The organism is Streptomyces sp. NPDC033966 (assembly GCF_055575955.1).
The window spans coordinates 332,917-355,338 of the sequence record NZ_JBVIRQ010000009.1; the positions used below are offsets into that span (position 1 = coordinate 332,917).

A 22,422-nucleotide genomic window follows, 5' to 3' on the forward strand; every position below is an offset into this window, starting at 1 on the left:
ACTCCGCCCCGTCGGCGGGTGAACGGATTCCGGCTGGGGCTTCACGGGGGAAGGCGGTTCCGGATGGTCGACGTCCCGCACGACGGCGTCGTGGCCACGGTGGTGGTGGACCGGTACCAGGGAGACGCCCTCCGCCGGCGCGACCGTTCCTACCTGCGCCGCAGTGCCGGTCACTTCACCGAGCAGGCGAAGCGGCTCGGCTTCGACGCTCCGCCCCTGCGGGCCGCCAGCACGGGGGAGGCCGGCACCGCCGGCCCGCCCCTGGAGCGCGAGCGCGTCCGGGAGCTGGTGGTGAGACTGCGCGAGCAGCCGGCGGGCCGGAAGATCCTCTACTGGACCGGGCACGGCGAAAGGGTCGGGGACAGCTTCTACCTGGCCTGCCAGGACTCCTATGCCGCCGGGCACTTCGACCCCGCCCGGGCCGTCTCCGCCGCCGAACTCGTCTCCTGGCTGGCCGAGGACACCACCGACACCCTCCTCGTGCTGGACGCCTGCTTCTCCGGAACGGCACTGGACGACGTGAACGAACAGGTCAAGGCGGCCCGAGGGCGGGCGGGGGACGGGAAGAGGAGCGACGCCGGGTTCGCCGTGATCGCGACGGCCGAAGCCGACGAGGAGGCGGTCGAGGGGCGGTGGGTCGCCCGGCTGGGTGAGGTGCTGGACACGGCCGACGCGCAGACGCGCGCGGTCCCGCTCTTCCACCGGGAGAACCCCGTCGTCGCGTTCACGCACCTCATGCTCGCCGTCAGGGCCTTGATGAAGGACCAGGTGCCCGAGTGGTACGAGGTACGGACCCTGCGGCCCGACTTCCTGCTCAACCCCTACTGCTCCGAGCGCGTCAAGCCCGCCCTGCGCCCCTCGGACGACGAGTCGTGGATCGGCGAGGAGCTCAGCGACGACGTCATGCCGCTCTTCTCCGGCTCCGGAGAGAGCAGGAACCTGCGCGACTTCTCCTCCCGCGACCGCGTCCTCGGGGAACTGGTCACCTGGATGGCGACGAGGAGCACGGGCCTGTTCGCCCTCTCCGGCGCCTCCGGCGCCGGCAAGTCCACGCTGCTGACCTACCTCGCGCATCTCACGACACGCCGCTTCGCGGCCTCGCTGCCCGCCGGCCGGCGGCCCCGGATCCAGCCCGAGCTCTATTCCGTACACGCAGCCCTGCACTGCCGGGGCAAGACCCTCGCGGCCCTCTGCGAGGAACTCGGCCGCCGGCTGGGCGCCCTGGGCCTCGGCCGGCCCGACGGGCCCGCCCCCACCGCGCCGCACGTCCTCGTCGAGCGGATCGCCGCCCTCGCACAGCGCAAGGGCAGCCTGACCCTGCTGTTCGACGGACTGGACGAGGCGGCGGCCGGGCACGCGTTCGACATCGCGCGCGGGCTGATCAACCCTCTCTCCGGAACACCCCTGGTGAAGGTGGTGGCCACCACCCGCCCCAACGCGCGCAGGAACCTGCCCGGCCAACCCCCCGCCGAGACCCTGCTGGAGGCCCTCCACTGCGAGGATCCGGTCGAACTGGACCGGCTCCCCGAGACCGAGGGCGACATCGCGCGGCACGTCGAGCGCCTGCTGGGCCAGGACGGCTCCCCCTACCGGATCGCCGGCGCCGAGGAGTCCCTGCGTACCACCGCCCGCCACATCGCCTCCCGCAGCAACGGCCTCTTCCTGGTCGCCACGCTCTGGGCACGCCGCCTGGCCGGTCTGAGCGAGCTGCCGGAGCCCGGCCGGCTGGACGGCGAGCTGCGGCACGGAACCGCGGTCCTGGACTCGCTGCTCGGCGACGAACTCGACCGGCTGGACCCGGCCGAACCCACCCGCGTCCGCGATCTGCTGCGCCCCCTGGCACTGGCCCAGGGCAACGGGCTGCCCCAGCCCCGCGTCTGGCTGGCCATGGCCGACGCCGTGCGCACGCCCGGCAGCAGGGAGTACACCGAGGACGACCTCAGACACGTGATCGACGTGGCCAGGGGAGTGGTCATCGCCCGGGACGGCGAGTTCGGCACGGAAGTCCACCGGCTGCACCATCCGAGCTTCGGCGCCCACCTGCTCGGCGACGACGCCCGTCAGCGGCGGCTCCACCGGCGCGTCGTCCTGGCCCTGCGCCCGTCGCGCAGCGAGGACTGGGCGAGCGCCGAACCCTACGTGGCGCACTACGTCGCCGCACACGCCGCGCTCGCCGGCGACGCCACTCTGGACGAGCTGACGAGCGACTACCACTTCGCCGTGCACGCATCGCCGGACGTCCTCGAACCGCTGGTGGCCACCCGCCTGGCGGTCGCGCCCCGGCCGGCGCTCTACGCGCAGGTCGCCGATCACTTCCGTACCCATCCGGCACCCGCCGCGCGGTGGGCCGTGCTGCGGGCGACCGCTCTCGCGGTGTTCCCCGCCGAGGTCCTCCGCGGCATCCCCCGGCCCCCCGAGCTGTTCTGGGACGACGTGTGGAGCAGTGCGGACCGGCTCCCGCTGCAGCGGAGCTGGCCGGCGCCGATGGGCGGTGCGCTGGCGGTGCACTGGGAGGGACACGGCGGAGGTCGGGGCGAGGGCCTCATCCACGCGGCGGGCGCCGGGGTGATCAGGTCGTGGACCGCCGACGGCCAGGAGGTCCGGGGCCGTGACACCGGACCGGCGGGCTGGACCGCGGCCGGCCGGCAGCGGGGGCTGGCGGTGGCCGGAGGCGGCGGCGACCGGGTGATCGCGACGCACGACGGGCGGGCGCTGCGGCTCTGGCGCGGCGAGGAGCGGCACCCCTTCGAAGAGCTGTACTGGGGAGGGTCGCCCGAGGCCGTCGCCGCCGCCCGGTGGAACGGGCTGGTGCACCTGGCAGCCGTGGAGGGCGGGCGGCTGTGGCTGTGGAAGTGGGACGGCAGGCGGGCCTACGCCCGCGATCTGCTGCGATTACGCGTGCTGCCCGCCGCGGTGTCGTCCGTGGAGCTCCTCCCGCTGGACGGCGCCGTCACCGCCGTCGCGGGCGGGCCGGGGGGACTGACCCTCTGGGCCGTTCCCTTCCGCGGCACCGTGCCCACCGAGCCCCTGCACGGCGCCGCACCGCTGCTGGGCACCGACCAGCCCGTGCGGGCGCTGTCCGCGTTCGCCCTGCCGGACGGCCGGGGCGCCGTCCTCGCGGCCTTGGACGGCCGCACGCTCTCGGTCTGGCGGATGCCCGACCCGCTGTTCGACGACGGCCGTGAACTCCTCTTCCACGCGCGCAGCGCCGGGCAGGCGGTGAACGTGGGCGAAGGGCCCGGGGGACTGCTCGTGGCGGTGCGCGAAGGCTCCGAGGTTCGGGTCTGGTCCGGATCGGGCACCGAGCACGTGCCCCTGCCGTGCACCAGCCACCACAGATCGCTGGCGTTCGACCCCGCGGGATCGGGGCGGCTCGCCGTGGCGGACGAGACCCGCGTCCGGGTCTGGGAACCGCACTCTCCCGGTGAGCGGGCCGCGCCCGCGGCCGGCCGGCGGGCCCGGGGCGGCGACCCGCGGGCGAACCCGCGGGCGGCGGTCGCCACCGGAGCGGCGGGGGAGTTCCTGCTGTGCAGATCGCAGGACACGGACGTCCTCGTGAGCCTGCACACCCCGGCCGGCCCCCGGCTCGTCGGCCCGGTGCTGACCCACGGCGATCCGGTCACCGCCGTCGCCGCCGTGCGGGCCGCGGAACGGTGGACGGTGACGGCCGTCGGCCGCCGCACCGCCCGCGTGTGGACCCTCGGCCCGGGCCTGGACACCGAGGCCACCGAGGAGCTCCACCTCGACGGCGCACGCGACGTACCCGTACCCTCGGTCGCCCTGCGCGCGGCCGCCGGGCGGCGCCTCGAACTGTTCTGGCCCTCCGGACAGGGCGTGGCCTGCTGGGAACGCGCCCCGGCGCCCGGGACCGGCTGGACCCGGGGGACCACGCGGCCGATGGGCGCCTCGGGCGGCGTGCAACGCCTCGCCGTGGCCGGGACGCCCGGGGGACGGTCCTGGCTCTCGGCCTGGGGCGGCGACGCCGTACGCGTCTGGGACCTCGCCGCCGCCGGGGCCAGGCCCTTCCCCGTGGACTCCGTCCTGATCCACGCGGTCGCCACCGGGGTCCTGCGCAAGGGGCGCACGACGGTCCCGCTGGTGGCCATCGCGTCCGGCAACGAGGTGGAGATCGCCGAGTGCGAGGGCTGGTTCTTCGGCACGGGCACCACCCTGCCGCCGCCACCCGGTGCCGGTCCCCTCGACGGCCTCGCGCTGGCGGGCCCGGCCCACCGGCCGCTGCTGGTCGGCTGGCGGAACACCTCCGGCCGCCTCCACCTGTGGGACGTCGTCGCCGAGCGGGCGCTCCCCGATGTCGAACCCCGCGGTTACGACGTCTCCCAGGTGGTCTCCGCCTTCGGCGACGCCGGGATCACCCTCCTGGTGCGGGGCGGGCCGCAGGCGGCCCTGCGCTGCGACCAGCTTCTGCTGACCCCGGAGAACCTGATCCGTCTCGGCGTTCCGGTCACCGCCGGGAACGCCGTCCCGTCCCGTCCACCCGTCTCACTCGTGGAGGAGCAGCTGCCGTGAAGGACGATCTCGTCGTTGTCGTGCCGGGCATCATGGGCACGGCGTTGACCTGGGAAGGAGCGGACGTCTGGAACCTCAGCCCGCAGGCCGCCGCCATGGGGGTCCTCCGGCCCGGAAGACTGCTGGAGCGGCTGCGGCTGCAGAAGGGGATCGGGGACGAGGACCCGGAGCCGCCGCACGCCCTGTCCCTGGGCGGCCCGATCCGGACCCAGCGCGTCCTGCCCGGTCTCGTGGCGCACCTCGGCTACGGCGGACTGGCCGAACGGCTGGGGATCGCACGCGAGCGGCTGGCCGTGTTCCCCTACGACTGGCGGCTCAGCAACGTCAACTCCGCGATGAAGCTCGACCGGTTCGTCGACGAGCGCCTCCGGCGGTGGCGGACCACCGCCGACCGGGAGCGGTTCCCGGGCGCCCGGGACGCCAAGGTGGTGTTCGTCTGCCGCTCCATGGGCGGCCTGGTCGTGCGGCACTACGTGGAGGTGCTCGGGGGCCGTGAGGTGACGCGCGCGGTCGCCTCCCTCGGCACGCCCTACCTGGGCAGCGTGAAGGCGCTGCGGTTCCTGCTCGGCGAGGGTCTCGGACCACTGCCGGCCCCCTGGCGGGAGGCGATGGCCGAGGTCTGCTCGACGTACCCGTCCCTGCACCAGCTGCTCCCGGTCTACAAGGCGGTCGTGACCGACGACGGCTACCCGGCCCAGCTCAGCGGGATCCCGCCGGTCGCGGGCCTGCCGACCGCCATGGTCGTGGACGCCTTCAGGTTCCACCGGGAGATGCAGAAGGCCGCCAGGGCGAACGAGGCCCGGGGGGCCGCCGGCTACGACCTCGTCCCCCTGGGCGGCGCCACGCACCGCACCGCGCACAGCGTCTCGTTCGACGCCGCGGGCCGCCCCCGGTTCCACGACGGCCTGCCCGGCGACGGCGGCCCGTGGCTGGGGGACGGCACCGTCCCGCAGCTCTCGGCCACCCCTCCGGAGCACCGCACCACGGCGTCGACCATGTGGTTCCCGCACCGGCACGCCTCGCTCCTCGACGCCGCCCCCGTCCAGTACCAGCTGCGCAACATCTGCAACGGGGTCGAACGCCCCCGGTTCCTGGCCTCGGACCACGACATCGGCATCGAACTCCCGGACGTGGCCCTGGCGGGGGAGCCGATCGAGGTGTGGGCCGAGAACGCGGACCGCGCCATGGACCTCCGCGTCCGGCGCCTCGCGGAGGACGGCCGGTGCCTCTCCGTCGATCCGATGCGGCCCGGCGGCGACGGCCGCTTCCGCGCGGAAGTACGGGCCGAACCGGGGACGTGGACCCTGGAGGTGTCCTCCCCGACGACCGGTTACGCGTGCCGGGACGCCGTACTGGTGATGCCGGGCCCGGCCTGAGCCCGAAGACACGGCCCAGCCGCCCGGCGCAGGGACGGGAGCGACGCGGTCAGTCGGGCGGTTCCGGCACGGGCTCCTCGGGGTTGCCGTCCGGCGGGCCGGACGGGCGGCGCGGGGGGTCTTCCGGCTGGGGGTCGCGGGGTACCGGCTCGGGGCCGGACGGCACCGGCTCGGGGCCGTCGGGCGGGGGCGGACTCGGATGCGTCACATCACTCACCTCTCCTCGGGCGGACCGGACCCAGGCATGGAGCGGGAGAGCGGGGGCAGGCGCTCCCTGCGGGCGCCCGGCCCTCGGGTGCCCCTCCCCGGCCGTCCTGCTCTGGAGGTGGGTCATGGTTCCGCTCCTTCTGGTCCTGCTGCTGATTCTGCTGCTGTTCGGCGCCGGTTTCGCCGTGAAGCTGCTCTGGTGGATCGCCATCGCGGTGCTGGTGCTCTGGCTCGTGGGCTTCGTCGCCCACGGCAGCGGCGGGCGCTGGTACCGGTGGTAGCGCGCCGGACGGCAGTGTCCGGGGGCCCGCCGGATCCGGCGGGCCCCCGGACACTGCCGCCGCCGTCCGGGTGACGACGGGCCGGTCCTCAAGCCCGCGTGCTCCGGTCGAATTCCCGCAGGACGGCGGCGCAGAACACGTCCAGGTCGTCCGGCTTGCGGCTGGTGACCAGCGTCGACGGCGCAGCCCGGCAGACCCGTACCGGCTCGTCCACCCAGGTGCCGCCGGCGTTGCGGATGTCGGTGGCCAGGCTCGGCCACGAGGTCAGGGTCCGGCCGCGTACGACGTCGGCCTCCACCAGGGTCCACGGGGCGTGGCAGATCGCGGCGACCGGCTTGCCCGCGGTGAAGAAGCTCCGGATGAAGCCGACGGCCCGGTCGTCCATCCGCAGGGCGTCGGGATTGGCGAGCCCCCCGGGCAGCACGAGAGCGTCGAAGGCGTCGGAGGTGTCCCCGGCGAGCACGTGGTCGACGGTGAAGCGGCCGGCCCGGTCGAGGTGGTCGAAGGCCTGCACCTGTCCGGGCTGCGTCGAGACCAGCCGCGGGTTCCAGCCCGCCCCCTCCACGGCCTTCCACGGCGCTGTCAGTTCCACTTCCTCGACGCCTTCGGGCGCGGTCAGAAAGGCGATGCGCACCGAATCCACCTCCTCCGGTCCGTGCGGTTCGCGCGTACCTCCCGCGCCTGCCCGGACACGCGCCGCCCAAGCACCCGCGTTCGCGGGGCGGTGGCCGACGATGGGGAGGGTGTCCGCGGCACCCCGCCGCGGCCCGGCAGCCAGGGAGTCGCAGTGCCGCACCACGACCAGGGCCAGGAGCAGGACCCGGACCAGGACCAGGACGCCGGCCTCGACGGCTTCGCCGAGGCGTCGGACGGCACGATGTACGTCGTCACGGCCGCCGCGGGCGGGCGGCGGGCCGGCTGTCTGGTCGGTTTCGCCTCGCAGTGCTCGATCGACCCGCCGCGCTTCGTGGTGTGGCTGTCGACCGCGAACCACACGTACGGCGTGGCCCGCGCGGCCCGGCACCTCACCGTGCACGTAGTGGGCCGGGAGCAGCGGGCCCTGGCGGAACTCTTCGGCGGACTGACGGGCGACGACGTGGACAAGTTCGCCCGCACCGCCTGGCGGCCCGGGCGGGACGGCAGCCCGGTGCTGTCCGACGTACGCGTCTGGTTCACCGGCCGCGTCGAGGAGGTCGTCGAGGCCGGGGGCGACCACGTCGGCTTCGTGCTCTCCCCGGCCGGGCGCGGCGGCGGGCCCGCGACGTCCGGGCCGCTGCGCTACGGCGCCGTCCGCGACCTGGAGGCGGGCCACCCGGCCTGACCACCGGACGGCCGGGGCCAGGTTTCAACCGGCGGGGAACGAGCACGCGCCAGACGACCGGGAGATCCCCGGGAGAGGAGGCAATGGCATGGCCGCGGACCACAGGGAACAGGACGTCGTCGCGGTGATCCTCAAGGACCACCGGACCATGGAAGAGCTGTTCCGCAGGATGCGCAGCGTCGAGGCCGACCGCGCGGAAGCGCTGGAGAGGTTCTCCGCGCTGCTGATCGCGCACGGCGAGGCGGAGGAGGCCGAGGTCTACGGTGCGCTCAAGCGCTTCAAGAACGTCGACGACGAGGAGGTCGAGCACGGCGTGGAGGAGCACGACGAGGGCAACAAGGCGCTGCTCGCCCTCCTGGAGGTGGACGACGTCGGCTCCGAGGACTGGGACTCCAAGCTGGAGGACCTGGTCAAGGCCGTCTCCCACCACGTGGACGAGGAGGAGCGGACGATCCTCAACGGCGCCCGCGAGAACGTCCCGGACGAGCGCAGGGCCGAGCTCGGCGCCGCGTTCCTGAAGGAGCGCGAGAGGCAGCTGGAGTCGGACTGCGGCAGCATCGAGAACGTCCGGGCCGTCGCGAACCGGTGAGCCGCTATGCCGGGCCCTGGAGCGGGTTGTGGCCCGCCGGCACCCGTTCCGTGCTCGGCGGCGGTCCCGGCGGGGTGCCGTCGCCGAAGGGCCTGCCGCCCAGGCCGGCCCGGTCGTGCGGGGCGAGCCAGGTGTCCGCCTCGGGCCCGGCCGGCACGATGCCGGTGGGATTGATGTCGGAGTGCACCAGGTGGTAGTGCCGTTTGATGTGGTCGAAGTCGACGGTGTCGCCGAAACCGGGGGTCTGGAAGAGGTCCCGCGCGTACCCCCACAGCACCGGCATCTCCGTGAGCTTGTTCCGGTTGCACTTGAAGTGCCCGTGGTACACGGCGTCGAAGCGGACGAGCGTGGTGAACAGCCGTACGTCGGCCTCGGTGATGGTGTCGCCCACGAGGTAGCGGGAGCGCCCGAGCCGGTCGCAGAGCCAGTCGAGCCGGGCGAACAGCCGCTCGTACGCCTCGTCGTACGTCTCCTGGGAGCCGGCGAACCCGGCCCGGTAGACGCCGTTGTTCACGTCCCGGTAGACCACCTCGTTCACGGCGTCGATGTCCGGCCGCAGCTCGGGCGGGTACAGCTCGGGGGCGCCCGGGCGGTGGTGGGCCGTCCACTCCAGTGACATGTCCAGCGTGATCTGCGGGAAGTCGTTGGTCACCACCGCGCCGGTCGGGACGTCGACGATCGCGGGGACCGTGATGCCGCGGTCGTAGCCGGGCTCCCGCGCCAGGTAGGCCTCCTTGAGGCGCTCGATGCCCAGCACCGGGTCCCGGCCGCCCGGATCCAGGTCGAAGGTCCAGCTGTCGTCGTCGTGCACAGGGCCGGCGACAGCCATCGGCAGGGCGCGCTCCAGACCGAGCAGCCGCCGTACGACCACCGCCCGGCTCGCCCACGGACAGGCCCGGCTGACGACGAGGCGGTAGCGCCCCGGCTGCACGGGGAATCCCTCGCGCCCGTCGGCGGTGATCCGCGTCGCGATGTAGCGGCTGTCGCGCTCGTACCCCTTGCCGGGGTTCACGTAGCTCACACGGTGCGCCTACCCGCGGGATGCCGCGCCGAACGGCCCGCCGGGCTCCTCGCCGCCTCGGAGGCGAACACCTGCGCGGAGCGTTCCGCGCGCAGGGTCTCCAGGATCCGGATCTGCCGCTCGGCGCGCCGCAGCAGCTCGTGCAGGCGCGCGCCGTCGACCCGGGCGCCGGTGCCCTCCAGCGCCTGGAGCGCCCGCCACATGCACGCCTTGCCCTCCACGCCCAGGCGCATCGCCTCCAGCTCCAGGACGTCGCTGAGCGGCGAGCGGCTGAACAGGCGCCCGTTGAGCTTGAGCCGGCCGGCCTTCTCGGCGAGCCGGCCGAGAGCCGCGCGGCCCCGCGCCTCGGGGACGCCGAGGCCGGCCATGACGGTGCGCAGGCTGTCCCGGTCCTGGGCGATCTCCTCGGCCAGTGCCGCCAGCGGCGGCCCGAGGGCCGTGCCGCGCTGGACCCGGGCGGCACGGCGCACCAGCTCCGTGCCGGCGTTCGCCCCGGTGAGGTGGTCGTTGAGGTAGACGCCCAGCAGGTCGGGGGCCGCGCGGGTGGCGGCGGAGCGGCTGTTCATGACGGTTCCTCTCGGTCGGCGGGGGCCGAAGGGGCGCGCAGGGCGGAGCCGCCCCGGTCCCAGGCCGCCGTGATGTGCGCGCCGAGCCGCTCCTCCAGGAGCAGCGTGGCGGCGCAGCCGAAGGCGACGTCCGCCTCCAGCCCGGGTTCGTCGGCGAGCAGCCCGCCGATCACCTCGTGGCGCACGACCTGCTCGTGGACGGCGTCGGCCTCGACGTGTTCGGCGTAGAAGTGCTCGGCGGCCGGCCCGGCGCCGCACCGCCGCATGGCGTTGACGAGGCGGCGGGAGCCCGGGGACGAGGTCACCTCCACGCAGGCGAAGTGCCCGACGAGCGCCCCGCGCAGGGCCCGGTGCAGCCCGAACAGGGACATCAGGCTGACCGTGGCGAGCAGCGGCGCGGGGGCGCGGTCCAGGTAGGCGCCGTACGCGGTGTCCAGCCCGAGGTCGTCCATCAGGTCGGCGAAGAGCCGGGCGTGGACGCGGTCGGCGCGGCCGGCGCCGAACTCGTCGTACTCGACCGCCACCATGGCGGCCTTGGCGCGTCCGCGCAGCCGGGGCACCACCCACAGGTGCGGGTCGGCCTCCTTGAGGTGGTAGAGGGAGCGCAGCGCCGCGTACTCGCGCAACTGCCACAGCTCGCCGTGGAGTTCGAGGCGGCGGCTGACGCTCCCGGCCGGGTCGACGGGCTCGGTGAGCAGCGGGGCGAAGGCCTCCTCGGCCCCGCGGGGCGCGTCGCGCAGACCGGCCCGCAGACCGTCCAGGAAACGCGCCTCCAGGGACCGGCGCAGCCGCAGCAGGTCCGGGTCCCACTCCCGCTCGGCGTCGACCCCTTCGAAGCCGCGGTAGTGGAGCTCGTAGAGCAGGTACAGGGCGAGCTGGAGGTCCTCGCCGAAGGGATCGGCCCGCCGCGCGGCCCCGCCGGAAGCGGCGGGCGGCCCGCCGGTGCGCAGGGCGTCGACGACGGCCGCGGACAGTTCGCCGCGCTCCGGGACCAGGCGGGGACCGGTCACGGCGCACCGCCGTCCCCGGACCCCGCCTCCCCGCGACGGCGGGGCCGGTGACTGGTGTCGCACCAGGGGTAGGCGCGGCTGCGGCGGCAGGTGCAGACGGCGACGGTGAACCGGTCGGACCGGGCGACGGTGCCGTCGTCGAGGACGATCTCCACCGGGCCCTCGACGAGCACCGGGCCGCCCGGGACCACCGACACCCGGCGGGCGGCGGCGGGTCCGCGGCCGGCGCGGTCAGGGGAGTTCGGCACGGATGACCACCAGCTCTTCCCACACCTCGCCGCGGTCCGCGAGGCCCCGTTCCTCCAGCCAGGCCCGCCGCCCGCGCAGTACGGGCCCCCAGGGCACGCAGGCGCGTACCAGGACCCGCGCGCGCAGTCCCGCCCCGCGCAAGCGCTCCACGGTGGTCCGCGGGCCGCACAGCCCGGAGTGCACCATCAGCAGCACCCCGCCGGGGCGCAGCATCGCCCCGGCGCTCGCGCAGATCCGGTCGATGACCAGCCGCCCGCCCGGCCCGGCCTCCCAGGCCCGCCCGGGGCCCCGCGCGGGCGGCCGGGGGCGGGGCGAGGGCACGTAGGGCGGGTTGGCGAGGACCAGGTCGAAACGCCGTCCGCGGGAGCGGCGGGCGAAGTCCCCGTGGCGCACCCGCAGCGGCAGCCCCCGGCGCAGCGCGTTGACCCGGGCGGCGAGCACGGCCGGCCAGGCCACGTCGACCGCCGTGACGCGGGCCCCGCGCTCCGCCGCGCACAGCGCGAGCAGACCGCTGCCGGTGCCGATCTCCATCACCTCGGCGGCGGGCGCCAGCTCCTCCCGGGCGAGCGCCCGGGCCAGCAGCCGGGTGTCGGCCTGGGGCCGGTAGACGCCGGGCGGCACGAAGAGCCGGGACGGCGGCGTCCGCCCGGCGGCAGGTGCGGTGCGGGTCATGTGCTCGCCTCCTGGCGGGTGGCCGGGGCCCCGCGCGGCACGGCGCCGGGGGATCCGTTCGGGGAGAGGTGGTACACCGAGAACGCCTGCCCGATGACGGGCATGGCCACGTTGCGGACCTGGACCCCGCCCGCCGTCATGCCGTGTTCGGTGCCGAGGTGGGCGTGGCCGTGGACGGCGAGGTCGGCGCCCTCCTCGTCCACCGCCTCCGCGAGGAGGTAGCTGCCCAGGAAGGGGTAGATCTCCCGGGGCTCGCCCGCCAGGGTGTCCGGCACGGGCGAGTAGTGGGTGAGCGCGATGCGCAGCGCGCTGCCCGCCTCCCGCAGTTCGCGCAGGGCCTGCCCGAGCGCCTCCGCGCTGGCGCGCGTGCAGCGGATGAAGGACTTCATCTCCGGCTCGCCGAACTCGCTGCCGCTGCGCCCGGCGAAACCGCCGCAGAAGCCCTTGGTCCCGGCGATCCCGACGGGGGTGCCGCCGAGGTCGAGGAGGACGCCGTCGCCCTCCAGCACGTAGAGGCCCGCCGCGCGGAGCTCGTCCGCGACGGCCTCCTGCCGGTCGCTCTGGTAGTCGTGGTTGCCGAGCACCGCGACCACGGGCACCGGCAGCCCGGCTGCCTCGGCGGCCACCACCCGGGCCTCGTCCGGGGTGCCGTGCCGGGTCAGGTCGCCGGCGAGGAGCAGCAGGTCGGCGCAGCCGCCCAGGGTGTCGAAGGCGGGCCTCAGCAGCCCGGCGCTGCCCGGGCCGAGGTGGATGTCCCCGACGGCGGCGACGCGGATCACGACAGCTCCTCGGCATGGTCGGGCGGCCGGGCACGGCTCAGGGTGATGTCCTCGTACCAGTCGTGGCCGGCCAGTTCCTCGCCGGCGATCCGCAGTACGGCGGCCTTGCGCTCCTCGTCGCCGACGCAGCCGCGCACCACGGCGCGGGCGCCGCGCAGCTCGACGCGTACGCCCAGTTCGGCGAGCTCCTCACGGGCCAGCCGCTCGCGCAGGTGCTCGATGCGGTATTCGATGATGCCGCTGGAGTTCATGGTCCTTCTCCCGTCGCTCCTTCTCCCGTCCCTTCCGCGCGGTCGATGACGCGGAGCCGTTCGAGCAGGTGGAAGAACGCGTCGGGCAGCGGCCCCGCCCGGTGGTCGCGCTCCAGCCGGGCCCAGTCGATCTGCTCGCGCAGCATCCGGGCCATGGGCAGCAGGTCGCCGAAGTCGCAGTAGTGCTCGCACAGCGCCGCGAGGCGGCTGTCCATCAGGTCGGTCGGTGCGAGGACCGGCATCCACACCGAGTCCACCGCCTTGACGGTCGCCCGCTCCAGCAGCTGCGTGCTGACCGGACGCCGGGCCAGTTCGAAGATCAGGTCGATCTCCTCCCCGCCCGAGCGGCCCTTGACCAGCCAGTCCTCCGGCGCCCGGCGCATGGCGATGCCGCCGTCCTCCAGCGCCTTGACGGCCTGGTCGGCGTCCTCGGGCCGTACGCAGAAGTCCGTGTCGTGCTGGAAGCGGGCCGGCAGTCCGTGGGCGAAGGCGGCCACGCTGCCCGCGAGGGCGAAGGGCGGCCCCGACCGCTTGAGGAGGGCCGCCACGCGTTTGGTGGTCTCCAGGATCGCCTGGGTGTGGTCCTCGGGCAGCACACCCTCGGCCTGGGCGGCGGGGCTCAGGCCCTCCGTCGGGGCGACGCCCCCGGGGGCGGAAGAGGTCCGGGCGGACATGGGACGCCTCCCTGGATCCACCTGCACGGTGTCACTGTCGGGCATGGCCCCCGCCTTACCCGATCCGCCCCGTCGAAACCCCCGCGACGCGAGGAGTGCCCCGGGGCGCGGCGGGTAGGCGCGCGACATGCCCCCACTGATCGACAGCACGGTCCCCCTGCTGGTCCAGGGGTACGCCTGGGCCCCCGACCTGCGGCGCCGCCACGGCGACCCGCCCGCCGTCCGTACCCGGCTGATGGGCCGGCCCGCGCTGCTGCTGCACGGACCGGCCGCCGTGGAGTTCTTCTACGACGAGCGGCACGTGCTCCGGGACGGCGCGCTCCCCGGACCCGTACTCGACACCCTCTTCGGGCGGGGCGCGGTCCACACCCTGGACGGCGAGCGGCACCGGGTCCGCAAGGCCCTGTTCGTGTCCCTGCTGATGCGGGACGGCTCGGTGGACGCGCTCACCGCGCTCGTACGCCGCCACTGGGCGGCCGCCGTCGACGGGTGGCGGGGCCGCGGAGCCGTCCTGTTCGACGAGGCGGCGACGGTCCTCGCCCGGGCCGTCTGCGACTGGACGGGCCTGGCGGTACCCGAGGACGCCGCCCGCGAGATCTCCGAGGACTGCGTGGCCATGGTCGACGGCTTCGCGACCCCCGGCCCGCGCCACTGGCGGGCCCGCCGGGCCCGGGCCCGCCAGGAGGACTCCCTCGCGCGCACCGTCGAGGAGCTGCGCGGCGGAGTGACCCGGCTCCACCAGGCACTCCCGTCGGGCGGCGGGGACACCGCGCTGGAGGCGGTCGCCCGGCACCGCGACGCCGACGGCCGGCTCCTCGACCCCCGCACGGCGGCCGTGGAACTGCTCAACATCATCCGCCCCTGCGTCGCCGTCGCCTGGCCGGTGGCCTTCGCCGCGCACGCCCTGCACCGCAGGCCCCGGCTCGCCGACGCGCTGCGGGCGGACGACGGCGCGTACGCCAGGGCCTTCGCCCACGAGGTGCGCCGCTTCTACCCCTTCGTCCCCTTCGTCGGCGGTCTCGCCGCCCGCGACCTGCGCTTCGGTGGCGAGGCCGTCCCCGAGGGCACCCTCGTCCTCCTCGACGTGTACGGCCACCACCACGACCCCGCCCTGTGGCCCGACCCCTACCGCTTCGACCCGCTCCGCTTCCTCGGCCGGGAGCCCGGCCCCGGCGCACTCGTCCCCCAGGGCGGCGGTGACGCCCGCACCGGCCACCGCTGCCCCGGCGAGGACATCACCGTCGGCCTGCTCGCGGAGTTCGCCTCCGCCCTGGCCGGCCTGGACACCGACGTCCCCGAGCAGGACCTGCGGATCCCGCTCCACCGCATCCCGACACGGCCGCGCAGCGGGTTCACCGTGTCGGTCCCGTCCCGGCAGAGGAGTCACCATGCCCCGAGGTTCCAGTCCCAAGCGTGAACGGCAGTACGAACACATCAAGGAGAGCGCGGAAGAACGCGGCGAGAGCACCGAGCGGGCCAAGGAGATCGCGGCGCGCACCGTGAACAAGGAACGCGCCCGCGCGGGCGAGTCCAAGACCGCGAGCAAGAGCTCGCTCGACGACATCTCCTCCGCCCGGCGCGGCGGGCTGCACTCCCACAGCGGGTCGCGGGGCCCCACGTACGACCAGCTCTACGCCGAAGCCAAGCGCCGCAACCTGCACGGCCGTTCCTCCATGGACAAGGCCGAACTCGAACGCGAGCTGGGCTACTGAATCCGGACCCCGGGAGGCCGGCATGAACCGGGCCGCGCTGTTCGACGTCGACGGCACCCTCGCCGACACCAACCACCTGCACGTCACCTGCTGGTGGGAGGCGCTGCGGCAGGCGGGCCACGAGGTCGCGATGCACGACATCCACCGCGCGATCGGGCTCCCCGGCGAGGACCTCCTCGCGCACCTGCTCGGCGAGGACCGCGACACCGACGCGGACGGGCAGCTGTCCGCCGCGCACGCGACCCTCTACGCCACCTACTTCGACCGCCTGCCCGCGTTCGGCTCGGCGGCCCGCCTGCTGCGCGAACTGGACCGGCGGGGCTGGCGGGTGGTGCTCGTCTCCTCCGCCGAGGACGCCGAGCTGGAGGCCCTGCGGAGGGCCGTCGACGCCGACGACGCCATCACCGCCACGGCCGGCTCCGAGGACGTCGACGAGGGCAAGCCCGCACCCGACCCGGTGCACCACGCGCTCGGCCTCGCCGACGCCCCCGCACGCGGCTCCGTCCTCGTCGGCGACACCGTGTGGGACATGCGGGCCGGCACCCGGGCCGGCGTCGCCTGCGTCGGTCTGCTGTGCGGCGGCATCCCGCGCGCCGACCTGGAGGAGGCCGGGGCCCGCGCCGTGTACCGGCACCCGGCCGACCTGCTCGCCCGCCTCGACCGGAGTCCCTTCGCGGCGGCGGAGGAGGAGACCGGTGACCGGGAGGAGAGCCCGCCCCGAGGGAGGTGAGCGGAGTGCCGGGGACCGCGCTGACCGTCATCGACATGATCAACACCTATGAGCACGCCGACGCGGAACTGCTGCTGCCCTCGGTGCGCGAGGCTCTGCCCGGCATCGGGACCCTGCTCGCCGCCGCCCGCGAGCGGGAGGTCCCGGTCGTCTACGTCAACGACAATTTCGGATTGTGGCGCTCGCACCACGGCGAGATCCTGGAGGTGGCCCTCGCCGGTCCGCACGCCGACCTCGTCAGGCCGGTCCGGCCCGACGAGGAGTCCCTCTTCGTCGTCAAGGCGCGCCACTCCGTCTTCTACGAGACCCCGCTGGCCTACCTCCTCGGCCGGCTCGGCGTCGGCCGGCTGGTCCTGTGCGGCCAGGTGACCGAGCAGTGCGTCCTGTACTCCGCCCTCGACGCGCACGTCCGCCACCTGGACGTCACCGTCGCCCGCGACGCCGTGGCCCACATCCACCCGGACCTGGCGGCCGCGGCACTGCGCATGATGGAGGTGAACATGGCCGCGGAGGTCCGCGACGCCGCGGACGTGTCCTTCTGACCGTGCCCCGCATGGCGGCACGGCCGACGGGTAGGTGCCGGGCACTCGGCAAGGAGGACCCGATGGACGTTCTGACCATGGGGGTGGAGGAGGAGTTCCACCTCGTCGACCGCGACAGCAGGGCCCCGGTGAACCGGGCTCCGCAGGTGATCCGCGAGCTCGCGGCGGAGCTGGGCGGTCAGGTCCAGGCCGAGTTCTACAACACCCAGGTGGAGGTCTGCACCCTGCCCGCCGCCGAGCGCGAGGACCTGCGCCGGCAGCTGCTGCGGCTGCGGTGCTCCGTCGCGGAGGCCGCCGAGCGGGCCCGCTGCCTCGCGGTGGCCTCCGGGAGCCCCGTCGTCCCGCCGCGGGAGCCGCTCACCATCACCGACAACGCCCGCTACCGCCTGATGGCCAGCCGGTTCGCCGGTCTCCTGGGGCCCTACCGGCTCGTCTGCGGCTGCCACGTGCACGTGGGCTGCCTCGACCGGGGGCGGGCCCTGGCGCTGGCGAGCCAGATGAGGCCCTGGCTGCCGGTGCTCCAGTCGATCACCGTGAACTCCCCCTTCGTCTGCGGCCGCGACAGCGGCCTCGACAGCTGGCGCTCGGTCGCCTACTCCGGCTGGCCGACCGTGGGACCGCCGCCGGTGGTCGACGAGCGCCAGTACCTCGAATACGTGGACGGCCTGGTCAGCGCCGGGGTGCTGCTCGACCGCCGCATGGTCTACTGGCACGCCCGCCCCTCCGAGCACGTACCGACGCTGGAGATCCGCATCGCCGACGTCAACGCCGACCTCGACACCGTCGTCCTCATGGCCGTCCTCGTACGCGGCCTCGCCTCGGCCCTGCTCGAAGAGGTGGACGCGGGCGTACCGCCGCCCGAACCGCCCGACCGGGTGCTGCGCACCGCGCACCGGCTGGCCGCCCGGCACGGGATCGACGGACCCGGCCTGGACGTGTGGACCGGCGGGCGGGCGCCCGCCCGGCTGCTCGTCGACCGGCTGGTGGAGCGGGCGGCCCCGGGGCTGGAGCGGGCCGGCGACCTGGGCGCCGTGGAAGCCCTGTGGGCCGGGATGCGCCGACGGGGCACCGGTGCCCGCCGCCAGCGGGCGGTCTACGCGGCGACCGGGAGCCTGGCGGCGGTCGTCGACAGCCTGGACGCGGCCTCCGGCAGCCTGGCCGTCGAGGCCGCCTGACACCCGGGCCCGGGCACGCCGACGGGGGCGTACCGGCCGGGGGAGGGCCGGCACGCCCCCGTCGGGGGAGTGCGGTCAGCGGTCAGGACCGGGCCGCGGGCTCCAGTGCCTCGTCGGCGCCGCCCGCCGCACGCGCCGCCACCTCGGGGTTGCGCGACTTCAGCACGGCCCAGCCGACGGCCAGGCAGACCGCCCAGCCGGCGCCCACGTACAGGGAGACGCGGCTGTCGGGGTCGATGGCGATCATCACGGTGACCAGCAGCAGGAAGGCCACGGCGATCCAGCTGCAGATGGTGCCGCCCGGCGCCGGGAAGGAGGAGGCGGGCAGCTTGCCCGCGTCCACCGCGCGGCGGTAGCGGATGTGGCTGACCAGGATCATCAGCCAGGTCCAGATGCCGGCCGCCGTCGCGACCGAGGTGACGTACCCGAACGCCTTCTCCGGGACGACGTAGTTCAGGACCACGCCGATGCCCATGAGGGCGGTGGAGATCGTGATGGCCACGGCCGGGGTCTTGGTGGAGCTCAGCTTGCCCAGCAGCTTGGGGGCTTCGGAGTTCGCGGCCAGGTCGCGCAGCATGCGGCCGGTGGAGTACATGCCGGAGTTGCAGGACGACAGGGCCGCGGTCAGCACCACGAAGTTGACGATCGCCGCACCGGCCGGGATGCCGATCTTGGCGAAGGCCGCCACGAACGGGCTGACGCCGGGCTGGAACTCGGTCCACTTGACGACCATCAGGATCACGCTGAGCGCACCGACGTAGAAGACGATGATGCGCCAGGGCAGGGTGTTGATGGCCTTGGGGAGGGTCTTCTCCGGGTTCTCGGACTCGCCCGCCGTGACGCCGACGAGCTCGACGGCCAGGTAGGCGAACATGACGCCCTGGAGGGTCATCAGGCTGGAGCCGACGCCCTTGGGGAAGATGCCGTCGAAGGCCCAGAGGTTGGACACGGCGGCGGTGTCACCGGCCTGGCTGAAGCCGAAGGTGACCACGCCGATGCCGATCACGATCATGCCGATCAGGGCCGTGACCTTGACCATCGAGAACCAGAACTCGATCTCGCCGAAGATCTTCACCGAGATGAGGTTGGCGACGTACAGGACCACCAGGAAGACCAGGGCGGTCACCCACTGGGGGACGTCCGGGAACCAGAAGTGCACGTAGATGGCCGCGGCGGTCAGCTCGGCCATGCCGGTGACCACCCACATGAGCCAGTACGTCCAGCCCGTCACGAACCCGAAGAACGGGCTCAGGAACTCGCGGGCGTACTCCGCGAAGGAACCCGAGACGGGGCGGTACAGGAGCAGCTCGCCGAGTGCTCGCATGATGAAGAAGACGATGACGCCGGCGAGGGCGTACATGAGGATGAGGCTGGGTCCGGCCTTGGCGATGTTCGCCCCGGCTCCCAGGAAGAGGCCGACGCCGATGGCGCCGCCGATGGCGATCATCTGGACCTGGCGGCTGCCGAGGCCGCGCTCGTAGCCTTCCTCGGGCGTGGTGCCCGTGGTGGCGTTGTCGTCGCCGTGGTGCTGTTCGACCTGCGTCGAGGTCATGCTCTGGTGCGCCTTTCCGCTCCATGCCGATCCGCCGCCGTGCTCGGCCGCGGATCGGGTTCCGATCCCCCGGATGCTGATGGAGTTGCATGCCGGCGGTCGGCCGACTTCAGCGCCCCTGTCCGGACGTGGGTGGTCCGGCAGGCGGTCGAGAAGATGTACCACGGTGTCCGGCTCGCGGCCGTGGCGAACATCACCGGCAAATCGGCCATTCGCCCGTGACCAGGCCCAAAGACCCTTGCGCGGTGACGTCATCGTTATCCGGATCTGAGCCTCCGCTGAGCGAACGCACAATGACATCGAGGCAACGCGTGCCACCGCCGTCCCGCACGCAGGATCCGGTGCTCACGCAGCGTGAACGGCGAAGCCCCTCCGCGGGGCGGAGGGGCCGGAGGCGGTCGGGAGGGTCACCCGGCGTCGCGGTCGTACGCCGCCTTCGACCAGAGGTAGCCGAGGACGGTCAGGCCGAGGCACCAGAGCAGGGCGATCCACCAGTTGTTCCCGATCTCCGTGCCGAGCAGCAGCCCGCGCAGGGTCTCGATGGCCGGCGTGAAGGGCTGGTACTCGGCGACCGGCCGGAACCAGCCGGGCATCGCCTGGACCGGGACGAAGGCGCTGGAGATCAGCGGCAGGAAGATCAGAGGCAGGGCGTTGTTGCTCGCCGCCTCGGCGTTCGGGCTCACCATGCCCATCCCGACCGCGATCCAGGTCAGCGCCACGGCGAAGAGCGTGAGCAGCCCGAACGCCGCGAGCCACTCCAGGACCGTGGCGTCCGTCGAGCGGAACCCGATGGCCACGCCGACGGCGCCGACGAGCACCACGCTGACGACCGCCTGGAGCACGCTGCCGACGACGTGCCCGACGAGGACGGAACCCCGGTGGATCGCCATCGTGCGGAAGCGGGCGATGATGCCCTCGCTCATGTCGTTGGAGACGGACACCGCGGTGCCGATCGTGGTGCTGCCGATGGTCATCAGCAGCAGGCCCGGGACCAGGTACGCGATGTAGTCGGCGCGGTCGGCGCCGCCGCCCCCGATGCCCGCGCTCATGACGTCGCCGAACACGTAGACGAAGAGCAGCAGCAGGACGACCGGGGTCAGCAGCAGGTTCAGGGTCAGGGACGGGTAGCGGCGGGCGTGCAGCAGGTTGCGCCGCAGCATCGTGGACGAGTCGCGCAGGGCGGGGGAGAGGGAGCTCATCGGACGTCCTCCTCGGCATGAGTGGGCTGGGTCCCGGTGACGCGGCCGCCGGTCAGGGCGAAGAACACGTCGTCCAGGTCGGGCGTGTGCACGGTCAGCTCGTCGGCCTCGACGCCCGCGGCGTCCAGCCCGTCGAGCAGGGAGCGCAGCTCGCGCTGGCTGGCGTCGCTGGGGATCCGCAGCGACAGCGCCTCGTCGTCCCGCGCGGCCCCGCCCAGGACGGCGGCGGCCGCGCGGTGGGCCGCCGGGTCGGAGAACCGGAGCCGGACGTGCCCGCCGGGGACCAGCCGCTTCAGCTCCTCGGGGGTGCCCTCGGCGACGATCCTGCCGCCGTCGAGCACCGCGACGCGGTCGGCGAGCTGGTCGGCCTCCTCCAGGTACTGGGTGGTCAGGAGCACCGTGACCCCGCCGGCGACCAGCTCGCGGATGATCTGCCACATGTCGTGGCGCGAGCGCGGGTCGAGCCCGGTGGTCGGCTCGTCGAGGAAGATGATCCGCGGGTCGCCCACCAGGGTCATGGCGATGTCCAGGCGGCGCTTCATGCCGCCGGAGTAGGTGGAGGCGGGCTTCTTCGCCGCCGCCGTCAGGCCGAAGCGCTCCAGCAGCCCGGCGGCGACGCGCCGCCCCTCCCGCTTGGACAGGTGGTGCAGGTCCGCCATCAGGAGCATGTTCTCCTCGCCGGTGATCAGCCCGTCGACGGCGGAGAACTGCCCGGTGACTCCGATCGCGGCGCGCACCCCGTCCGGGGCGGCGGCGACGTCGTGGCCCGCCACGTGCGCCTGCCCGCCGTCGGCGGTGACGAGGGTCGAGAGGATCTTGACGGCGGTGGTCTTTCCGGCGCCGTTCGGCCCGAGCAGCGCGAACACGCACCCGGCGGGGATGTGCAGGTCGATCCCGTCGAGGACGGTCTTCTCGCCGTACGACTTGCGCAGGCCCGTGGCGTGGACCGCGGGCGGCCGCTCGTGCGCCGACGCAACTGTTGACGTGTGCATGACAGAAGAAGGCATGGAGCCCTCCGTTCGAAGAGTGGGGCGGCTGGGGGAGCGGGCGGGGCCGGACGGGGCCGGACGGGGTCGGCCGGGGCCGCGGCCGGCGGGGTCAGGCCTTGGCGCGCAGGACGTCGATGTTGCCGTGCCGGGTGCGGGCGTGGATCCTGACCGTGTCCTCGGTGTCCTCCGGGGCGCCGGTCGCGGTGAGCATGTTGCGTACCTGGCCGGAGCCCGAGTTGACGTCGAGCCAGGCGGCCGTGCCCTCGCGGACGCCGACCTCGATGGTTCCGTAGCCGGTCTCCAGGTGGACGGTGCCCCGCGCCACTTCGCCGACCCGCAGGGTGCCGTGGGCGGTGGTGGCGGTGACCGAGTCCTCGGCGCGCCGGACGTCGATGTCGCCGTGGGCGCCGCTCACCCGCAGCTCGCCGGTCGCGGCCCCGACGGTCGTGCTGCCGTGCGAGTTCTTGAGCACGCCGGGACCGTCCACGAGGCCGACGCGCATGCTGCCCGAGCTGGTGGTGATCTCGGCCGGGCCCGCCACGCGGTCCACGGTGATCGAGCCGTGCGACGCGGTCAGCCGCAGGGGGCCGGTCGTGTCGAGCCGGACGTCGCCCGCCGAGGTCTTCACCCGGACCTCGCCGAGCCGGCCCTCGCCGAGCACCTGGGTCCAGGCGCCGGTCATGTCGACGTCCGAGCCCGCGGGCAGCCCGACCGTCACGTCGACGGTGCCGGGGCGGCGCAGCGAGTTGCGCTGCCTGGGCGTCCTGACCGTCAGGGTGCCGTTGGCGAACGAGACCTCGGTCTGCTCGGCGGCCCGCACGTCCCGGTCCTTCTCCGGGGTGCGCGGCCGTACCTCGACGACCGTGTCGCGGCGGTCCGCGGCGGTGAAGTGGATGGAGCCGGCCTCGACGTGCGCCGTGACCGAGATCGGTTCGGGAGTCTCGAAAGAAGGCATGGCTGTCCCGTCCTCTTGGGTCTTGGGGTGGAATGGTGCGGGTGT

At 74.3% G+C, this 22,422-nt stretch carries 24 protein-coding genes; 10 read left to right on the plus strand and 14 right to left on the minus strand.

Going from position 1 to position 22,422, the window contains the following annotated elements:
* The first annotated feature begins 63 nt into the window (after positions 1-63).
* The gene (locus ACZ518_RS26020; RefSeq protein ID WP_469115391.1) at positions 64-4,527 is read left to right on the plus strand and encodes a hypothetical protein; all 4,464 of its coding nucleotides are present in this window, start codon (positions 64-66) and stop codon (positions 4,525-4,527) included.
* Positions 4,524-5,903 (plus strand): esterase/lipase family protein, encoded by a 1,380-nt coding sequence (locus ACZ518_RS26025; protein ID WP_469115392.1) that lies wholly within the window; start codon positions 4,524-4,526, stop codon positions 5,901-5,903. The genes ACZ518_RS26020 and ACZ518_RS26025 overlap by 4 nt, the downstream gene beginning before the upstream one ends.
* Before the next feature lie 49 nt (positions 5,904-5,952).
* Here ACZ518_RS26025 and ACZ518_RS26030 read toward each other — a convergent pair whose 3' ends face one another.
* A complete protein-coding gene (locus ACZ518_RS26030; protein ID WP_469115393.1) occupies positions 5,953-6,111 on the minus strand; it encodes a hypothetical protein in 159 nt (52 codons plus the stop codon).
* A gap of 124 nt (positions 6,112-6,235) precedes the next feature.
* Between ACZ518_RS26030 and ACZ518_RS26035 the strand changes: the two genes are divergently transcribed.
* On the plus strand, positions 6,236-6,391 hold the full coding sequence (locus ACZ518_RS26035) for a hydrophobic protein (RefSeq protein WP_469115394.1): 156 nt from the start codon (positions 6,236-6,238) through the stop codon (positions 6,389-6,391).
* Positions 6,392-6,479: 88 nt separating this feature from the next.
* Here ACZ518_RS26035 and ACZ518_RS26040 read toward each other — a convergent pair whose 3' ends face one another.
* Positions 6,480-7,025 (minus strand): type 1 glutamine amidotransferase domain-containing protein, encoded by a 546-nt coding sequence (locus ACZ518_RS26040; RefSeq protein WP_469115395.1) that lies wholly within the window; start codon positions 7,023-7,025, stop codon positions 6,480-6,482.
* Between the two features lie 243 nt (positions 7,026-7,268).
* Here ACZ518_RS26040 and ACZ518_RS26045 point away from each other — a divergent pair, with 243 nt between their 5' ends.
* A complete protein-coding gene (locus ACZ518_RS26045) occupies positions 7,269-7,712 on the plus strand; it encodes a flavin reductase family protein (RefSeq protein WP_469115460.1) in 444 nt (147 codons plus the stop codon).
* Positions 7,713-7,800: 88 nt separating this feature from the next.
* Positions 7,801-8,301 carry a hemerythrin domain-containing protein gene (locus tag ACZ518_RS26050; RefSeq protein WP_469115396.1) on the plus strand — a complete coding sequence of 167 codons (501 nt, stop codon included), beginning with the start codon at positions 7,801-7,803 and terminating at the stop codon, positions 8,299-8,301.
* A gap of 4 nt (positions 8,302-8,305) precedes the next feature.
* Here ACZ518_RS26050 and ACZ518_RS26055 read toward each other — a convergent pair whose 3' ends face one another.
* Genes ACZ518_RS26055 through ACZ518_RS26090 form a run of 8 tightly spaced genes read right to left on the minus strand, consistent with a single transcriptional unit; the run spans position 8,306 to position 13,523 of the window.
* The gene (locus ACZ518_RS26055) at positions 8,306-9,322 is read right to left on the minus strand and encodes a glutathione S-transferase family protein (protein ID WP_469115397.1); all 1,017 of its coding nucleotides are present in this window, start codon (positions 9,320-9,322) and stop codon (positions 8,306-8,308) included.
* The gene (locus tag ACZ518_RS26060) at positions 9,319-9,888 is read right to left on the minus strand and encodes a hypothetical protein (protein ID WP_469115398.1); all 570 of its coding nucleotides are present in this window, start codon (positions 9,886-9,888) and stop codon (positions 9,319-9,321) included. Before ACZ518_RS26060 ends, ACZ518_RS26055 begins: the two co-directional genes overlap by 4 nt.
* Positions 9,885-10,898: an iron-containing redox enzyme family protein gene (locus tag ACZ518_RS26065; RefSeq protein WP_469115399.1), complete on the minus strand. Its 1,014-nt coding sequence runs from the start codon at positions 10,896-10,898 to the stop codon at positions 9,885-9,887. The genes ACZ518_RS26060 and ACZ518_RS26065 overlap by 4 nt, the downstream gene beginning before the upstream one ends.
* Positions 10,895-11,146 (minus strand): CDGSH iron-sulfur domain-containing protein, encoded by a 252-nt coding sequence (locus tag ACZ518_RS26070; RefSeq protein WP_469115400.1) that lies wholly within the window; start codon positions 11,144-11,146, stop codon positions 10,895-10,897. The genes ACZ518_RS26065 and ACZ518_RS26070 overlap by 4 nt, the downstream gene beginning before the upstream one ends.
* The gene (locus ACZ518_RS26075; RefSeq protein ID WP_469115401.1) at positions 11,130-11,819 is read right to left on the minus strand and encodes a HemK2/MTQ2 family protein methyltransferase; all 690 of its coding nucleotides are present in this window, start codon (positions 11,817-11,819) and stop codon (positions 11,130-11,132) included. The genes ACZ518_RS26070 and ACZ518_RS26075 overlap by 17 nt, the downstream gene beginning before the upstream one ends.
* Positions 11,816-12,598, minus strand: coding sequence for a metallophosphoesterase family protein (locus tag ACZ518_RS26080; protein ID WP_469115402.1), 783 nt, complete (start codon positions 12,596-12,598; stop codon positions 11,816-11,818). The genes ACZ518_RS26075 and ACZ518_RS26080 overlap by 4 nt, the downstream gene beginning before the upstream one ends.
* Positions 12,595-12,849 (minus strand): hypothetical protein, encoded by a 255-nt coding sequence (locus tag ACZ518_RS26085; RefSeq protein WP_469115403.1) that lies wholly within the window; start codon positions 12,847-12,849, stop codon positions 12,595-12,597. The genes ACZ518_RS26080 and ACZ518_RS26085 overlap by 4 nt, the downstream gene beginning before the upstream one ends.
* Positions 12,846-13,523, minus strand: a complete 678-nt coding sequence (locus tag ACZ518_RS26090; protein WP_469115404.1) for a nucleotidyltransferase family protein — start codon at positions 13,521-13,523, stop codon at positions 12,846-12,848. The genes ACZ518_RS26085 and ACZ518_RS26090 overlap by 4 nt, the downstream gene beginning before the upstream one ends.
* Positions 13,524-13,650: 127 nt before the next feature.
* Between ACZ518_RS26090 and ACZ518_RS26095 the strand changes: the two genes are divergently transcribed.
* The 5 genes from ACZ518_RS26095 to ACZ518_RS26115 all read left to right on the plus strand — a co-directional run bounded on the left by ACZ518_RS26095 (position 13,651) and on the right by ACZ518_RS26115 (position 17,682).
* Complete coding sequence (locus tag ACZ518_RS26095; protein ID WP_469115405.1) at positions 13,651-14,940, plus strand: cytochrome P450; 1,290 nt, start codon at positions 13,651-13,653, stop codon at positions 14,938-14,940.
* Positions 14,912-15,235 carry a plasmid stabilization protein gene (locus tag ACZ518_RS26100; protein ID WP_469115406.1) on the plus strand — a complete coding sequence of 108 codons (324 nt, stop codon included), beginning with the start codon at positions 14,912-14,914 and terminating at the stop codon, positions 15,233-15,235. The genes ACZ518_RS26095 and ACZ518_RS26100 overlap by 29 nt, the downstream gene beginning before the upstream one ends.
* A gap of 22 nt (positions 15,236-15,257) precedes the next feature.
* Positions 15,258-15,965: an HAD family hydrolase gene (locus ACZ518_RS26105; RefSeq protein WP_469115407.1), complete on the plus strand. Its 708-nt coding sequence runs from the start codon at positions 15,258-15,260 to the stop codon at positions 15,963-15,965.
* Between the two features lie 5 nt (positions 15,966-15,970).
* Positions 15,971-16,507: a cysteine hydrolase family protein gene (locus ACZ518_RS26110; RefSeq protein WP_469115461.1), complete on the plus strand. Its 537-nt coding sequence runs from the start codon at positions 15,971-15,973 to the stop codon at positions 16,505-16,507.
* Between the two features lie 62 nt (positions 16,508-16,569).
* Entirely contained in the window at positions 16,570-17,682 is a 1,113-nt protein-coding gene (locus ACZ518_RS26115; protein WP_469115408.1) for a carboxylate-amine ligase, read from the plus strand.
* An 82-nt stretch (positions 17,683-17,764) separates the two neighbouring features.
* On the opposite strand, the gene ACZ518_RS26120 is transcribed toward ACZ518_RS26115, so the two are convergent.
* From ACZ518_RS26120 to ACZ518_RS26135, 4 genes are all read right to left on the minus strand, one after another.
* Entirely contained in the window at positions 17,765-19,234 is a 1,470-nt protein-coding gene (locus tag ACZ518_RS26120; protein ID WP_469115409.1) for an amino acid permease, read from the minus strand.
* Between the two features lie 407 nt (positions 19,235-19,641).
* The gene (locus tag ACZ518_RS26125) at positions 19,642-20,433 is read right to left on the minus strand and encodes an ABC transporter permease (protein ID WP_469115410.1); all 792 of its coding nucleotides are present in this window, start codon (positions 20,431-20,433) and stop codon (positions 19,642-19,644) included.
* On the minus strand, positions 20,430-21,440 hold the full coding sequence (locus ACZ518_RS26130) for an ATP-binding cassette domain-containing protein (RefSeq protein WP_469115411.1): 1,011 nt from the start codon (positions 21,438-21,440) through the stop codon (positions 20,430-20,432). The genes ACZ518_RS26125 and ACZ518_RS26130 overlap by 4 nt, the downstream gene beginning before the upstream one ends.
* A 91-nt stretch (positions 21,441-21,531) precedes the next feature.
* The gene (locus tag ACZ518_RS26135; protein ID WP_469115412.1) at positions 21,532-22,377 is read right to left on the minus strand and encodes a DUF4097 family beta strand repeat-containing protein; all 846 of its coding nucleotides are present in this window, start codon (positions 22,375-22,377) and stop codon (positions 21,532-21,534) included.
* Positions 22,378-22,422: the final 45 nt, after the last annotated feature.

Bases quoted from the DNA above. Each gene is read 5' to 3' on its own strand.
- ACZ518_RS26130 (WP_469115411.1), bottom strand. From the start codon at position 21,440: ATGCCTTCTTCTGTCATGCACACGTCAACAGTTGCGTCGGCGCACGAG.
- ACZ518_RS26050 (WP_469115396.1), top strand. From the start codon at position 7,801: ATGGCCGCGGACCACAGGGAACAGGACGTCGTCGCGGTGATCCTCAAG.
- ACZ518_RS26090 (WP_469115404.1), bottom strand. From the start codon at position 13,523: ATGTCCGCCCGGACCTCTTCCGCCCCCGGGGGCGTCGCCCCGACGGAG.
- ACZ518_RS26035 (WP_469115394.1), top strand. From the start codon at position 6,236: ATGGTTCCGCTCCTTCTGGTCCTGCTGCTGATTCTGCTGCTGTTCGGC.
- ACZ518_RS26095 (WP_469115405.1), top strand. From the start codon at position 13,651: ATGCCCCCACTGATCGACAGCACGGTCCCCCTGCTGGTCCAGGGGTAC.
- ACZ518_RS26085 (WP_469115403.1), bottom strand. From the start codon at position 12,849: ATGAACTCCAGCGGCATCATCGAATACCGCATCGAGCACCTGCGCGAG.
- ACZ518_RS26100 (WP_469115406.1), top strand. From the start codon at position 14,912: ATGCCCCGAGGTTCCAGTCCCAAGCGTGAACGGCAGTACGAACACATC.
- ACZ518_RS26105 (WP_469115407.1), top strand. From the start codon at position 15,258: ATGAACCGGGCCGCGCTGTTCGACGTCGACGGCACCCTCGCCGACACC.
- ACZ518_RS26125 (WP_469115410.1), bottom strand. From the start codon at position 20,433: ATGAGCTCCCTCTCCCCCGCCCTGCGCGACTCGTCCACGATGCTGCGG.
- ACZ518_RS26060 (WP_469115398.1), bottom strand. From the start codon at position 9,888: ATGAACAGCCGCTCCGCCGCCACCCGCGCGGCCCCCGACCTGCTGGGC.
- ACZ518_RS26115 (WP_469115408.1), top strand. From the start codon at position 16,570: ATGGACGTTCTGACCATGGGGGTGGAGGAGGAGTTCCACCTCGTCGAC.
- ACZ518_RS26075 (WP_469115401.1), bottom strand. From the start codon at position 11,819: ATGACCCGCACCGCACCTGCCGCCGGGCGGACGCCGCCGTCCCGGCTC.
- ACZ518_RS26020 (WP_469115391.1), top strand. From the start codon at position 64: ATGGTCGACGTCCCGCACGACGGCGTCGTGGCCACGGTGGTGGTGGAC.
- ACZ518_RS26120 (WP_469115409.1), bottom strand. From the start codon at position 19,234: ATGACCTCGACGCAGGTCGAACAGCACCACGGCGACGACAACGCCACC.
- ACZ518_RS26135 (WP_469115412.1), bottom strand. From the start codon at position 22,377: ATGCCTTCTTTCGAGACTCCCGAACCGATCTCGGTCACGGCGCACGTC.
- ACZ518_RS26045 (WP_469115460.1), top strand. From the start codon at position 7,269: ATGTACGTCGTCACGGCCGCCGCGGGCGGGCGGCGGGCCGGCTGTCTG.